This window comes from Glutamicibacter sp. (assembly GCF_032154645.1).
In the GTDB taxonomy this organism is placed as follows: domain Bacteria; phylum Actinomycetota; class Actinomycetes; order Actinomycetales; family Micrococcaceae; genus Glutamicibacter.
The window spans coordinates 123,340-137,973 of sequence record NZ_JALDXV010000008.1 but is presented as its reverse complement, the minus strand read 5'-3'; the positions used below and the strand labels follow the sequence as shown (position 1 = coordinate 137,973).

Below are 14,634 nucleotides of genomic sequence, written 5' to 3'. Positions count from 1 at the left end.
TCAGCTTACCCAAGAAACGGCGAACTTGGTATACCGAATCAAACTAGCATCTTAGGCCTTCCCTAGACTCGGCTGTATTCAAGTCGCTCTCATGGCGATCCAAGATCGAACCTACCGATGCCACGGACCGCTGCGGATCCTGATCCCGAATGGCACGATAGATCTCGTCATGGTCATCATGCTCCGCAATTGCGGCGCGCGCGACGCCCACGGGGGTCACCCATTCTGCCTCGACGACTTCGGTCAGAGTTTGGTGAAGCATGATCAAGAGATCGTTGTGCGTCGCAGCAAAGACGGCGCGGTGAAAGTCGTGGTCCGCAGCTCGGAACTCGACCAAATTTCCCGCGGTTGCAGCTTCACGGCGGCGCAGTAGTGCGGCTTCTAGAATACGAAGGTCCTCATCAGTCCGACGTTGCGCCGCCAGGGCTGCCGCAGGAATATCCAGCGCCTGCCTCGTCTCGATTATGTCGCGCTCCGAAGTATTCGCAATGCCGCGGCGCAGGGCTACGGCTCTCTCATCAACGGCGGTAACAAACGTTCCATCCCCGCGCCTAATGCCCAACAGGCCCGCCTGAACAAGGGCGCGCACAGCTTCACGCAGTGCCGCTCGAGACAGCCCTAATTCGGCCGAAAGCTCAGGCTCCGCCGGCAAGCGCATCCCTAGGTTCCACCGTCCATCAGTAATGCGATCTCGCATTAGATCGATAGCTTCATCCACGACACTGCGCCGAGTAATTGCACCCATTGCTTCCCCCTTGGTATTCCGGTTGACCACAGGTTTCGAATAGCCCTGAAGTAATTATTGGGCACTAGTGCTTGTGATAGTGCCATAAAAAGTTTTCAATAACCAGTCTTACGTCAGACATCGGATGTCTGATAAAACTGTCCCATGACGCAGATCACACACCGTGGGATCGATTCATCCCCGGACACCTCAGCCGCATTCAAACAGTCCACGTTCCGCATCGGGGCGCAATTCTCCCGATTTCCAACCCATGCTGAACAAGACCTACAGCACAGCATCAAAGCCGCCCTAGCTGCAGGCTTCACCGCAATTACGATCAACTCACTTCCATTGGAAATGCAGAATTCTACCCAGCAGGAACTTCGTGATGTTGTCGCGGAACTGCACAGTGCTGACATTGAACTGACTCTCGGTCTCGGCTCGGCTGGGCCCGTCGGCGATCCATTGGCCCTGCGTTCCGAAGCCTGCACAGCCCTAGAACTGGGATTGGAACTAGGCTGCCGGAACTACTTCTTTTACACCCGTAGCATCAGGGACACCAGCCACAGCCAGCAACTGCGACAGATCCGGCATACCCTGAAGTCGCTCAGCCCGCTGGCTGCCCAGGCCGGAGCCCGTATCAACCTGAAAACTCACGAAGATCTCGCCTCCGGAGAAGTATCGGCTATCGTCGACAGTCTGGATCCGGCGGTATTTTCCATCGGCCTCGATGTGGCAAACCTCGTGGTGCGCGGCGAAGATCCCCTAGCAGTCACCACGAAGCTTGCCGATCAGATCGGCAGCACGCATCTCGAGGACATAGTCCTCTTCCCAATCGGCACCGGGTACCGTCGTCGCCTGCGGCCCATTGGCGAAGGGGTTCTGGATTACCTGCGGCTACTTGAAGTGCTCTGGGACGCGGGTGTTCGAACTTTTACCGTAGAACAACATCAAGGCCGTTTCGACACACCTGTACACGACCCTTCATGGTTTGCTTCCGAGCCGCACAGTGATCCTGTCCAGTTGGGAGCACTTGCTGGCTATGCCTGGACAACCACGCAGCTCGCGGCAAGAGGAGACATCGCGGACCTGGAGAACTGGGACGAAGAACCCAGCGCGGAAAGCAAACTGGCCCAGCTAAAAGCCTCGGCCACGAACCTATCGGCCGTGTTGAGTAAATTGGCGGCGCGCACCACAGCATCGGAGGAGTCATGACGCTGAGCGTTGCTTCAGTCCACGCGACCCAACAACGTAGCAACTCGCTGGCGGTGTTCCTCAAACGCGATGCTGCACTGAGCATTTTTCTGAGCCTCTTTGTTCTTTTGATCCTTGCGTTGCTGGTAGGACCACTGCTGTGGCCGCTGGACGCCGATGCCATTAATCTGGCGAATGTCCTGCAGGCTCCTAGTGCGGCCCATCCTATGGGCACCGACGACACTGGACGCGATATGCTAGCCCGCTTCCTAGCAGGCGGTCGCACCTCGGTTTTCGCCGGTTTGATGATCGCGGTTATTGGTGCAGTCATCGGCTGCGCACTGGCTCTGCTATCAGGCTCAATGCGAGGCTGGGTCGACTCGGTGCTTACATGGTTAACCAATTCGATTCTCTGCTTTCCTGCCATCCTGCTGGCTATGGCCATCGCTATGGCCCTGCGCCCAGGGATCACAGCAGTGATCATTGGCTTGTCGCTGCATTCATTCCCTTGGTACATGAGAACACTGCGCAGCGAGGTGATGCGCCTGTACGGTCAGGACTTCATCCGTTCCACCGACGCAATCGGCGCCCACCCATCACGCATCCTGCTTCGCCATGTCTTGCCGCACCTAATCCCAACCATGATCCTGCAGATGGCTGCGGTCTTTGGCGCAGCCATCCTTTCTCTGGCAGCGCTGGGCTTCCTTGGCCTCGGCGCCCAGCCGCCAACGGCTGAATGGGGAGCTATGATCACCGACGGTCAACAGTTCTTCCTCACCGGACAATGGTGGATTGCCGGTTTCCCTGGTTTGGGTCTGCTGGTTGCGGTAACCCTGACCACACTGATCGCCGACCGCGCCCGCGAGGTTCTCGATCCGCGTTCGGACGCGGTATAGGAAAGGAAAAGGCTGATGTTTTCCACAATTCTGCGCCGCTTCGGCATTGCAGCGGCAACGATCTTCGGCGCTTCGATCTTTGCTTTCATCCTGTTGCGAGTGGTACCTGGCGATCCAGCCCGAGCCATCGCTGGCGACATGGCCAGCGAAGAAGCGGTCTCGGCCCTCCGCGCCGACATGGGGCTGGACCAGAACCTTTTCGTCCAATACTGGCGCTATATGGGCGACGTATTCAGCGGTGATCTGGGCTTCTCATATTCCACCGGCGATACGGTGAATTCGCTACTAAGCGACCGGCTGCCCGCCACTATCGAGCTGGGCGTACTGTCGGTACTCTTCGCGATCGGTTCTGCGGTGGTCTTCGCATCAATCGCTGTCTATTCGAATTCGCGCTGGGCCGACCGGCTGCTGCGTGCGGCTTCCTCCTTGGCCATGGGATCACCTCCATTCTGGATCGCACTCTTGGCGCTGATGATCTTCTCCGTACAGCTTGGTATGTTCCCTGGACCAGAAGGAAGACTGAGCCCGGGACTCGTACCGCCTCCCGACCTCACCGGCCTGTACACCGTGGACGCACTATTGGCTGGAAACATCTCGTTGATGTTCAACGCGCTGTGGCACCTGATACTGCCGGCAGCGATCATCGCCATTGGACCTTTCGCCTTCCTCTCTCGGCTTTACCGTTCGCAGCTACGAAGCACCCGACGCGAAACGTTCGTGATGGTGGCCCGGAGCCACGGTCTGACCAAGTTTCCTGTCTTCAATCGTCATATCTCCACGCATGGGCTGCTCGCCATCCTTCCCGCGGGTTCTTTGCTCTTTGCCGATCTACTCACAGGAAGCTTGCTGGTAGAAAAGGTCTTCGGCTGGCCCGGCATCGGTTCAATGACCGCAGATGCCATCGTCCAGAAAGACTTCGCGGTGGTTCAGGCTGTTCTGCTACTAGCGGCGGTGCTCTATGTAGTTGTGAGCCTGACGGCCGATGTAGTACTTACCACCGTTGACCCCCGCACTCGAGTAGGAGCCCGATAATGCCTGTGAACACCGAAGTACAGCCGACCCGTCAGCAGCATCGCTTGGCCGACCCTGTTCTGGAAATCAATAATTTGTGCACAAATTTCGAACTGCGAGGTTCATCGGTTCAAGCGGTTCGTGATGTCAGCTTTAGTTTGTCCCCCGGCCAGCGACTTGCAGTTGTCGGAGAATCCGGTTCAGGCAAGTCAGCCATGGCAATGTCCTTGGTTGGCCTGGTTCCTCCGCCGGGGCGCGTTGCCTCTGGCAGCGTCAAATTGCGTGGCCAAGAACTAGTGGGCCTAGGCGACAAGGAATTCTCTGCCATCCGCGGTAAGGAAATTGGCCTGGTCTTCCAGGATCCAATGGCGGGACTCGATCCACTGAAAACCATCGGAAGCCAGTTCGTGGAAACCATCCGCGTTCACCAGAAACTCACGGTTCGCCAAGCCAAAGAACTAGCGTGCGAGCTTCTGGCCGAGGTAGGTGTGAACGATCCACGCCGTCGCATCGGCGACTACCCACACCAGTACTCCGGCGGCATGCGCCAGCGCGTGCTCATTGCCATGGCCATCGCCAACGACCCCGCCGTGGTGATCGCCGATGAACCGACCACCGCCCTAGATGTCACCACACAGGCGCAGGTATTGGAGTTGTTGGAACGCATTTGCGATGAACGCGGCAACGCGTTGTTGATGATCACCCACAATCTGGGGATTGTCCGTCAACTCTGCGACAGCGTCAACGTCATGTATGCAGGACGCATCGTAGAACAGACCAATGTCGACGCCCTCTTCAACTCTCCTTCCCACCCGTACACCCGGGCGCTTCTTGACTGCATGATCGACCCCTATACGACCACCCGTGGTCATCTACCGGCAATCCCTGGATCCCCGCCGGATCTAGCAGTCGTCCAGCCTGGATGCGCCTTTGCCGAGCGCTGCCCGCTGGGCCGTGAAGAAAAAATCTGCCACGAGCAGCAACCAGAACCAATCGCAACGTCCTACGGTGCGATCTCCCGCTGTCATTTCGCTGAACAGATGGAAGGGGTCCGGTGATGAGCTCCGAACCACTGTTGGTCATCGACAAACTGAACAAGTCATATTCGTCCGGGTTCGGTGGGCGACATAAGACTCAAATCCTGCATGAGGTCTCGTTGTCAGTCAACTGCGGGCAGACACTGGGTTTGGTGGGAGAATCAGGTTCAGGCAAATCTACTACCGCCTCCTGCGTTATGGGACTAACAGGTGTGGATTCTGGATCTATCCGATTCGACGGGCAGGAAATCACCGGCCTGTCAAAGTCAGATCGCCGTACCTTACGCGGCCGTATGCAGATGGTATTTCAGGACCCCAACGGTTCGTTGGATCCCCGGTTCACTGTGCGAGATCTAGTCGAGGAACCTCTGATAGTCCACGGGTATAAAGACCGCACCGAACGCCAGCTCAAAGTTGCCAAAACATTGGACCTGGTGGGACTGACCGAAAAACAGGCCGAACGATACCCTCATGCCTTTTCCGGCGGCCAACGCCAACGCATTGCCATCGCTCGTGCACTAGTGCTCAACCCACAACTAGTGGTACTCGATGAGCCAGTTTCCGCGCTGGATGTCTCCATCCAGGCTCAGGTGCTCAACCTGCTTGCCCAGCTGCAAGACGAGTTGTCGTTAACCTACCTGTTCATCGTCCATGACCTTGCGGTGGCGCGACTGATGAGCCATCAGATTGCCGTCATGCACCACGGAAAAGTCGTCGAATACGGCACCGCTCAGGAAGTCTTCGAAGAGACTACCCACCCTTACACCCAAGCTCTACTCGATGCAGTTCCAGGAACGAAGCAAGGAGCCGGACATGCGTAAACTTCTGATTCGAACCGCAGCTCTCTTCAGCGCCGGTGCGCTGCTGCTTAGCGGCTGCGGCACCGTACCCGGTTCGGGTCAGGCGGAACGGCCTTTCACCGTCAACTGGGCCACATCATTGACGAATATTGACCCCGCATTCGTTTGTGCTGGCGATGACAATTCCTTTGCCAGCAACTTCTACGCTCGGCTCGTACAACTGGACACTGACTCTCAGGACGATGGCACCGTTGTCGCCAGCACTGACTTAGAACGCGTCAAGCCAGATCTAGCCACCGGCTGGACTACGTCCGCAGACGGCAAAAACTACACCTTTAAACTGCAGAAAGGGGCCAAATTCGCCAATGGCAATCCTTTGGATGCTGAAGCGGTGCGTTACTCCATCAAACGCAACCTGACCATCGGTGCCTGCGGGGCACTGGCCCTGCAAATCGGCATCACCGAGCCACCGTTGATAAAGGATGTCGTGGTAGTTGATCCGACTACTGTGCGTCTGGAGCTGTCTCGCGCCTACCCGTCGATTCTGGTCACTCTGGCCCAGTCCCGTGGTTCGATTTATGATCCGCAGGTCATCAAGGAACACGGGGAAGACCAAAAAGGTGTGCCAAACCAGTGGCTGGCCTCCCACACCGCCAGCAGTTCCGGTCCCTATGTGCTGGATACCTATGTACCGAACAACCACGCCATCCTCAAGCGCAATCCGAACTACTACGGTCCTGCCCCTCTGGAAGACACCGTACGCATTAACTTCATCACCTCGGTGCCCACGTTGATGCTTCAAGCTCGCCGCGAACAAGCCGACGTCACCCTTGGCCTACCGCCTTATGTGGTGGCCCAGCTGGATTCTGAGGAGTGTTGCAAGGTTGCCACTGCCCCGGCCTTGTCTCCCGTAACTGTTTCAATGAACAATGCCGAGGGAGACAGCGCCAATGTCAAGCTACGCGAGGCGCTGACCCGTTCAGTGCCTTACGCCCAAATTATCAAAGAAGTGGCCCACGGCTACGCTGACAGTTACTACGGACCGTTCCCTCCTGGAGTATCCGGCTACAACTCAGAGCTCAGCGCCCCACGAGCCTTGGACAAAGAAAAGGCGCGCAAGCTGGTCAAAGAATCAGGCATCAAGAATCCCACACTCGATTTGATGATCAACCCAGCCGCACCAAGCGTTTCCACCCTAGCCACCATTTTGAAGGCGGCATGGGAAGAAATTGGTGTTACCGTCAACATCGATTCTCAGACACCAACATCCTTCGCCACCCGTTTCAACACAGGCAAGTATGAGTCGGCCCTGCTTTTCGAGGGCGCCGGTTCGGTAGCTGCATACGAATTCCGTAAGAAAATGACTTGCGACTCCAGCTTCAACAACCAGCACATCTGCATCGAAGGCAGCATGCCACTGTTAGAAAAACTCGGTCAGGTCCCAGATCCTAAGGACCAACAGCCTCTAATCGACAAGCTGACCCAAAAATGGGTGGAAAATTCCTCGACCATCGTCCTGTACCGCGCCCGATTTACCGCAGTGTTGAATCAGGACGTCAACCACTTCAAATATTCGTCATCACTCCGGGTTTCCGAGTGGGGACGCTAAAGATCAATCATCCCGAATTCAAAGGAGTTAAGTAAATGCGAGTTGGAGTAGACGGAAGCAAAATTCCGCACGAGGCCACCGACACCCCTTTCCAAATCTTAGAACGGGCCAAAAACTACGGTCTGGAAGGCGTGTACTTCCGCACCGTACTCGACGTCTCCCCCACCTTGGACCGGGGCCTTCTGGCTGAAGTCCGCCAGCATGCCGACAGCCTGGGTCTGTACCTGCAGATGGGATTGGCCAAGGTAAATCCATATGCAGCGGCCGAAGCTCCCGCGGTACGTCGACTGGGAGACGGCGACTACACCCGAGGCATGATCAAAATGATAGAGGCTTGTAGTCAGGCCGCCGGAGTCACAGATCTCTGGGTGGCCTGCGCCAACTACCAGAAGGGGTTGCCCGGCTACTACGTCTTCGACCGTTTCCGCACCGATGCTCCCTGGAACGATCAATTGGTAGCGATTGAAAAGTTCCTCAAACTGCTAGCTCCGGCCGCCCGCGAGCACGGGGTGCACATGAACATTGAAACCCACGAAGAAATCACCAGCTACGAGGTCGTCCGCCTTGTCGAGGCTGTCGGCCCCGACGTCACGGGAGTCACCTTCGACACTGCCAACGTGGTGGTGCGAGGCGAGGATCCAGTCGCTGCTGCCAAGCGCGTCGCGCCATACACCCGTGCCACCCACCTGCGGGATTTTGTGCTCGGTGAGCAGGACGGCGTTTTTGGCCGCGTCTTTGCAACTATCGGCCAGGGCGTGATCAATTGGGATGCGGTGCTTAAGATCTTGTATGACGCCAACCCGGGTCTGCACTTGTCCATCGAAAACGCCGGGCCGACTCTGCACCTGCCCATTGGGCTCGATGATCCGAAATGGCTGGCTCTGCACCCGGATCTGGATGACAGAGAAGTTGCTGAAATCCGTCGTCTTGCAGCAGAGTATGCACAAAAGGTCGATTCCGGCATACTGCCGAACCTACGGACGCTGCGCGATGCCGGTTATGACGGCGAGAAGATGGTCCTTGAGTCGGCTGCCCACCTGCGTTTAGTGCTTGATCAGCTCGGCATTTCCACTGTGGAATCTGCAAGGTAGTCTCAATCAGTTGGAGTTGGTGAGGATACAGATCGTATGTGGTTGTCTCCTCACCAGCTCCATTTCCAAGCGCAGCCCTGGATGGGTTGCAAGTGAACAGCATCCCCCCTAAAAAAACTTCCGGTGCTGGAAGCGCTGGAGTTGGTCGAGGAATCATGGGTTTTCGGATGTCTCCGGGCTATTTCCGAATAACTTTAAGACGCGTACGGTAAAGGCAGGCACTTTTACAGTTTCGAATGGCATTGGATTCGGTACAGGTAATGATTTCTGAGACAAAGTTCGCATACCAGTCAGTGAAGGTCCGCAGAGACTCTGAGTCCAAGACAATTGCCAAGAAGGCGAAATCTGGCTGGGATCTCGAATCTCAAGAACCAGCTGGAGCGCATCATACGACGCTGAAATTCCGACGTGTCAAAAAAGAAATTTCAAGAGCTTCATGGGTGCTACTTGGGATCGTAGGCATCCTGATCTTGGCGCTCTTCGTAGTACTTGGAATTTTCGAGGATCGAATCAATGGCAAGGTTGCTGATGCACCAAGTGTGAGTCAATCGCTTGCGGATGCGGCCTTGTCGGCATCCGGCCCGGTGCAGTTAATCACCGAGGAAAACTGAAAATAACACCAAATAGAGGGTGAATGACGCTAGTTTGTTGGTATCAGTTGCGAAGGACGCAGATTAGCGCGGCAGGATCAGTGCCGGCTTTGCACAAAGGTACAACGGACCAACGGTTAGTTTTGACGGGAACGTCACTGTAGATAAGCAAGAACAGAATCTGCAACACCAGATCTGACGTTCCTATTCGGTGACGAAGATACTGCCCCGGACTCTCAGCTACGAGCATCGGTCCACTTCTCCTTGAGGTCTGCCCATCCGTTGACCTCAGGTTTCAAGCTCTGGCTCTACACAGGACATCTCAGCGAGAAACTACTTGGCCATGACTGACTCTGCGTTGATCCAGTCGAACACCGTTCGGCAATCAGCATTCAAAGCTACTTCACCTCGCGGATTCGTGTGGCGTCATAGGCCCAGAACGAAGGCTGCCAGCGCATCAGCAGGGCGGCAACCAGAACACAGAGCAGCCCGCCGACGATCAGCGTCCAAGATTCGCCGATCACCGCGGAGCTCGCGCCGGCCAGCAGCCCGCCGATATGCGGTCCTCCAGCCACGACGACGATGAAGACCCCCTGAAGCCGCCCACGCATATGATCAGGGGCCGCCGACTGCAAGATAGTGGTGCGGAAAATGGCCGACACCGAGTCGGCGATACCTGCGATCAGCATCGACAACAGCGCCAGGCCGAGCCAGAGGTATGACTCCTGCTCGGCACCGCCGTGCTGCAGCGCAGCAAAGGCAGCGAGCCCCAGCCCGCTCATCGACAGGCCCCACACACAGACGCCGACGAAGACCGCTCGCCCCTGATGGCGAATGCCGTTGAGCATCCCGGAGAACAGTCCGACAATCATCGCCCCGATGGCCACCGCCGCCATCAGCAGGCCGACCGTCGTCTCGCCGCCGCCAAGTGCCACCGCTGCCAGCGCGGGCAGGAGCACCCTCGGTGCGGCAAGGATCATCGCCACTAAATCGATGATGAAGGTCATCCGGATATCCGGCTGCGTCGCCAGGTAGGCAAATCCTTCCTTCACCGATTTCAATCCGCGCACCGCAGATTCCAGCTGCGATGGCATGGAAGGAAGCCGGTACACGGACCAGACGCTCGCCGCAAAGGTCACCGCGTCGATCGTATAGGTCCACTGATATCCATAGTTCGCCACCAGCAGTCCGCCGAGCACCGGCCCGAGCATCATGGCGATGCTGAAGGTGAGCATGTTCAACGAGTTCGCCGAAGGCAACAGCTTCGTACCCACTAGCTGCGGAATGATCGCCCCACGGGTGGGCTGGTTGATGCCCGAGGCCCCTGAGTGGACTGCCATGAGGATGTACAGCCACCACACATTGCTGATCCCTATCCAGGCCCCGGCCGCCAGCAGCACCGAAACGATCCAGAGCACCAGCGTTGAATAGAGGGCAACCTGCCTGCGGTCATGGGCATCGGCGACGGCCCCGCCATAGAGGCCGGCAATCACCAGGGGCACCACCGTGAAAATACCGAGGAGGCCTACTGAAAAACTGGAAGACGTCTGCGCGTACACCTGCAGGCTGACAGTCATAATCGTCATTTGCGTGCCGATGGAGGAAAGTGAATTTCCCAACCAGAGGCGGCGGAAGGCCGGAGATACTTTGAGCGGAGTGACGTCAAGAAAGATCTTGGACACTAGAGGATTCTACCCGTCGGAGTTAAAGGAACAGCTCCAACCGCGTACAAAGCCGGGATTCGAACCGGTGGAGATCCTGTTAGTTGCTCAAATGAGCGGACTTTTACCATGGATTTCGGGCTAGTGGGGTGTACAGTGTTTCAGTCGCGGCATTCCCGGCATAGCTGAACCTAGAAAGTGCACCTGCAATGCTTGTTATCAACATCGTCAGCGCGGTCATCGGCACCGCTGCCGTTGGCTATCTGATTGCGGCGCTGCTGAAACCAGAACGTATCTGATGCCCTGGCTGGGCGCGGCGGCCAACCTATTACTGGTGGCTGCCGTCATCGCGGTGGCCTATCGGCCGCTGGGCGACTACATGGCCTGGGTGTACACAACCGAGCGTCATTGGCGCGTTGAAGGCTGGATCTACAAGCTGATCGGCGCACAACCCGAACGGCAGCACTCCTGGCGCGGGTATCTGGGGGCGATCTTCTCCTTCAGCCTGATCGGCTTCGTCCTGCTCTTTGCCATGCTCAGCGTCGACGGTATGTCGCCGGACCTCGCATTCAATACCACCGTGTCATTCGTCGCCAATACCAACTGGCAGTCATACGTCCCCGAGCAGTCCATCGGCTACCTAGCCCAGATGGCTGGGCTGAGCGTGCAGAACTTCGTCTCCGCCGCGGTGAGCATGTGCGTGGCAATTGCGCTGGTGCGTGCACTGGCCGCCCATCGGGCGCAGCACCTTGGCAACTTCTGGGTCGACCTAGTCCGCACGAACCTGCGCATCCTGCTGCCGTTGTCGATCCTCTTCGCGGTCATGCTGCTGATGACCGGAGTCATTCAAAACTTCACCGAGTCAACCTCGGTGCTGCCCGGCGGGCCGGTGGCATCGCAGGAATCCATCAAAATGCTAGGCACCAACGGCGGCGGATTCTACAACGCCAACTCGGCGCATCCATTTGAAAATCCGACGCCGGCCAGCAACATCATGCAGGTGCTGATGCTCCTGCTGATCCCCTTTACCCTGCTGCGCACCTTCGGCACCATGGTCGGCGACCAGCGCGCCGGCTACGCGCTGCTGCTGACCATGTCCATGCTGTTCCTGCTGATCTACTTCCCGCTGACCATGTTCGAGGCCAACGGCGCGGGCAGCGCACCGGAAATTGCCGGGGCCGCCATGGAGGGCAAGGAGCAGCGCTTCGGCATCATCGGTTCAACCCTGTTCGGCACCGCCACCACAGGAACCACCGGCGGCGCGGTGAACTCGATGCACGGCTCTTACACGGCACTGGGCGGGCTGATGCTCATGGTCGACATGGTGCTGGGCGAGGTGGCACCGGGCGGGGCAGGCTCCGGGGTGTACGCGGTGCTGATCCTGGTGATCATCGCGGTCTTCGTGACGGCGCTGCTGCTGGGACGCGCCCCCGTCTACCTCGGCAAGCAGCTGCGCACCGTGCAGCTCAAGCTGGTGAGCATCGCCATCCTGGTGATGCCGGTGCTCGCCCTAGGCGGCATGGCGCTGGCCTCAAGCATCCCGTTCCTCCGCGAGGAGATCACCACCGGAACGGGCAACCCCGGATCGCATGGCTTCTCCGAGGTGCTCTATGCATTCGTCTCCGCCGCAATCAACAACGGCTCGGCCTTCGGCGGGCTCAGCGCCAATACCCCGGGGCTGAACTCGCTGCTCGGACTGATCATTCTGCTTGGACGCTTCGCCCCCATCTGCCTGGTGCTCGCGCTCGCTGGGACGCTGGCGGCGCAGGAGCGGGCCAGTTCGCGCGCCGCAGAGCTGCCGCTGCATCGCCCGCAGTTCGTCGGCTTCCTGGTCAGCCTGATCGTCTTCATCGCTGTACCAACCTTCATCCCGCTGTTCATGGTCGGACCGCTGGCCGAGGGGCTGCTGCCATGAAATTTTCACACATCGCCGCGCTGCTCATCGATGCGCTGGCAAAGTTCAACCCCCGCTACCTCTGGCACAACCCGGTGCTGCTGCTCACCGAGTCGGGGGCGGTGCTGTGCACCTTCATCGCCGTGATCGAGCTGGCCACCGGCACCCAGGATTCCTCCGGCGGCAGCACCATGCCGCCGGGGTTCACCTGGATGCTTTGCCTGGGGCTGTGGGCCACCCTCTATGTTGCGACCCTTGCAGAATCCATCGCCGAGGGCCACGGGCGCAAGCAGAGCATGCACCTGCATCAGGTGGACGAGGACGTGCCGGCCTTGAAGGTCCTGGACTACAACCCGCTCAAGGATGCCGCCGCCCTGCATTGCCGCATCGAGCCAAGCACTTCCGGGGCGTTGAAGCCCGGGGATGTGGTGGTGGTCAAGTCGGGCATGCAGATCCCCGCGGACGGGGAGGTGATCTGGGGCCGGGCCGGCGTGGATGAATCCGAGCTGACCGGCGCGGTCGGCGAGGCGATCCGCCAGGCAGGCACCGACCACACCGCGGTCACCGGCGGCACGGTGGTGATCAGCGACCGTCTGGTGGTGCGGCTGCAGGTCGACTCCGAGGACAGCGTGCTGGCCCAGACGCTGAAGCTGGCCCGCGGCGCGCGGCGCCAGAAGTCGCCCATTGAAATGGCGCTCAACACCCTGCTGGCCTCCTTCTGCCTGGCCTTCATGGTGCTGGCGCTGAGCCTGAACCTTGCTGTGGCGCCCGTCGCCGCGCCGGTCTCCGTCCCGGTGCTCATCGCCGTGGTGGTGTGCCTGATTCCGACGGAGATCGCGGCGCTGATGAGCGTGACAGGCATCGCCAGCATGTACAAGCTGCTGCAGCGCGGCGTGCTGGTGGCCTCGGCCAAGGCGCTTGAAACCGCCGGCGGCGTCACCACGGTGATCCTGGACAAGACCGGAACGATCACCCGCGGCAACCGCACCGCGGTCGAGTTCATCCCGGTGGGCGACACCTCGGTGCAGACCCTGCTGGCGGCCGCCGAGCTTGCCAGCGCCGAAGATCCGACCCCCGAGGGCACCAGCATCGTCGAGCTGGCCAACCAGCTCTCCGACGGCACCCCCAGCGAAGGCGAAGCACACCAGTGGGATCAGCCCGGCACCGACGTGCCCTTCAGCGCCCACACCCGCATGTCGGGCCGCGATCTGGCCGACGGCACGCTGATCCGCAAGGGCTCGCAGTCTGCGGTGCTCGCCTGGCTCAAATCCCTGGGCACCGCTCCGCGGCGTGAAATCGTCGCGCAGCTGCGGGCGCAGTCGGTGCAGATCGCCCGCCAGGGCGGCACCCCGCTAGTGGTGGCGATCAAGGAGCCCGGCACCCCGGGCCGCGCGCTGGGCGTCATCGACCTGCGCGATGTCATCAAGGAGGGCGTCGCCGAACGCATCACCCGCTTCCGCGAGCTGGGGGTGCGCACCATCATGGTGACCGGGGATGACAGCATCACCGCCAGGACCATTGCCGAACAGGCGAAGATCGACGAGGTGGTGGGCGATGCCGCCCCGCAGGACAAGCTCGCACTGATCTCCGCGGAGCAGGCCACCGGACACTTCGTCGCCATGAGCGGGGATGGCATCAACGACGCCCCGGCGCTGGCCCAGGCGGATATCGGCGTGGCAATGAACAGCGCCACCTCGGCGGCCAAGCAGGCGGCGAATATGGTGATCCTCGACGACAACCCCACCCACCTGGTGGACATCGTTGAGATCGGGCGGCGGCAGATGGCCACCCGCGGAGCCCTGATTACCTTCAACTTCGCCAACGACGTCATCCGCTACTTCACGCTGTTCCCCGCCCTGTTCGTCGGGGTGTTCCCCGGCCTCGGGGTGCTCAATATCCTGCAGCTGCACTCCCCTGCCTCGGCGATCATCTCCACGGTGATGTTCTCCGTGGTGATCATGGGGATCCTGCTACCGCTGGCCATTTGGGGCGTGCCCTACAAGGCGGCGAACCTGCAGTCGGCGCTGAGCCGCAACCTGTTGTACTGCGGGGTGCCGGGGCTGCTGGTGCCCGCCATCGGAATCAAGATCATCGACCTGTTCATCAGCATGATTCCGGGGTACTAGG

At 59.2% G+C, this 14,634-nt stretch carries 13 protein-coding genes; 11 read left to right on the top strand and 2 right to left on the bottom strand.

The genetic code is table 11. From position 1 onward, the window contains the following. Positions 1–43 precede the first annotated feature (43 nt). Positions 44–745: an FCD domain-containing protein gene (locus RUH64_RS09115; protein WP_313812920.1), complete on the bottom strand. Its 702-nt coding sequence runs from the start codon at positions 743–745 to the stop codon at positions 44–46. Between the two features lie 144 nt (positions 746–889). On the opposite strand from RUH64_RS09115, the gene RUH64_RS09110 reads away from it, so the two are divergent. The 8 genes from RUH64_RS09110 (at position 890) to RUH64_RS09075 (ending at position 8,973) form a co-directional block, all read left to right on the top strand. After that, positions 890–1,939 carry a TIM barrel protein gene (locus tag RUH64_RS09110; RefSeq protein ID WP_313812919.1) on the top strand — a complete coding sequence of 350 codons (1,050 nt, stop codon included), beginning with the start codon at positions 890–892 and terminating at the stop codon, positions 1,937–1,939. Then, positions 1,936–2,814 (top strand): ABC transporter permease, encoded by an 879-nt coding sequence (locus RUH64_RS09105; protein WP_313812918.1) that lies wholly within the window; start codon positions 1,936–1,938, stop codon positions 2,812–2,814. The genes RUH64_RS09110 and RUH64_RS09105 overlap by 4 nt, the downstream gene beginning before the upstream one ends. A gap of 15 nt (positions 2,815–2,829) precedes the next feature. Beyond that, complete coding sequence (locus tag RUH64_RS09100) at positions 2,830–3,846, top strand: ABC transporter permease (RefSeq protein WP_313812917.1); 1,017 nt, start codon at positions 2,830–2,832, stop codon at positions 3,844–3,846. After that, the gene (locus RUH64_RS09095; RefSeq protein ID WP_313812916.1) at positions 3,846–4,883 is read left to right on the top strand and encodes an ABC transporter ATP-binding protein; all 1,038 of its coding nucleotides are present in this window, start codon (positions 3,846–3,848) and stop codon (positions 4,881–4,883) included. Before RUH64_RS09100 ends, RUH64_RS09095 begins: the two co-directional genes overlap by 1 nt. After that, a complete protein-coding gene (locus RUH64_RS09090) occupies positions 4,883–5,683 on the top strand; it encodes an ATP-binding cassette domain-containing protein (protein ID WP_313812915.1) in 801 nt (266 codons plus the stop codon). The genes RUH64_RS09095 and RUH64_RS09090 overlap by 1 nt, the downstream gene beginning before the upstream one ends. After that, a complete protein-coding gene (locus RUH64_RS09085) occupies positions 5,676–7,271 on the top strand; it encodes an ABC transporter substrate-binding protein (protein WP_313812914.1) in 1,596 nt (531 codons plus the stop codon). The genes RUH64_RS09090 and RUH64_RS09085 overlap by 8 nt, the downstream gene beginning before the upstream one ends. Before the next feature lie 35 nt (positions 7,272–7,306). Next, entirely contained in the window at positions 7,307–8,362 is a 1,056-nt protein-coding gene (locus RUH64_RS09080) for a sugar phosphate isomerase/epimerase family protein (RefSeq protein WP_313812913.1), read from the top strand. A gap of 236 nt (positions 8,363–8,598) precedes the next feature. After that, positions 8,599–8,973 carry a hypothetical protein gene (locus RUH64_RS09075; RefSeq protein ID WP_313812912.1) on the top strand — a complete coding sequence of 125 codons (375 nt, stop codon included), beginning with the start codon at positions 8,599–8,601 and terminating at the stop codon, positions 8,971–8,973. A 377-nt stretch (positions 8,974–9,350) separates the two neighbouring features. On the opposite strand, the gene RUH64_RS09070 is transcribed toward RUH64_RS09075, so the two are convergent. After that, positions 9,351–10,634 (bottom strand): MFS transporter, encoded by a 1,284-nt coding sequence (locus RUH64_RS09070; RefSeq protein WP_313812911.1) that lies wholly within the window; start codon positions 10,632–10,634, stop codon positions 9,351–9,353. A 188-nt stretch (positions 10,635–10,822) separates the two neighbouring features. Between RUH64_RS09070 and kdpF the strand changes: the two genes are divergently transcribed. Genes kdpF through kdpB form a run of 3 tightly spaced genes read left to right on the top strand, consistent with a single transcriptional unit; the run spans position 10,823 to position 14,633 of the window. Further along, complete coding sequence (kdpF, locus tag RUH64_RS09065) at positions 10,823–10,912, top strand: K(+)-transporting ATPase subunit F (protein ID WP_141363458.1); 90 nt, start codon at positions 10,823–10,825, stop codon at positions 10,910–10,912. Further along, complete coding sequence (gene kdpA, locus RUH64_RS09060; RefSeq protein ID WP_396275999.1) at positions 10,912–12,528, top strand: potassium-transporting ATPase subunit KdpA; 1,617 nt, start codon at positions 10,912–10,914, stop codon at positions 12,526–12,528. Before kdpF ends, kdpA begins: the two co-directional genes overlap by 1 nt. Beyond that, on the top strand, positions 12,525–14,633 hold the full coding sequence (kdpB, locus tag RUH64_RS09055; RefSeq protein WP_313812910.1) for a potassium-transporting ATPase subunit KdpB: 2,109 nt from the start codon (positions 12,525–12,527) through the stop codon (positions 14,631–14,633). The genes kdpA and kdpB overlap by 4 nt, the downstream gene beginning before the upstream one ends. Position 14,634 lies beyond the last annotated feature (1 nt).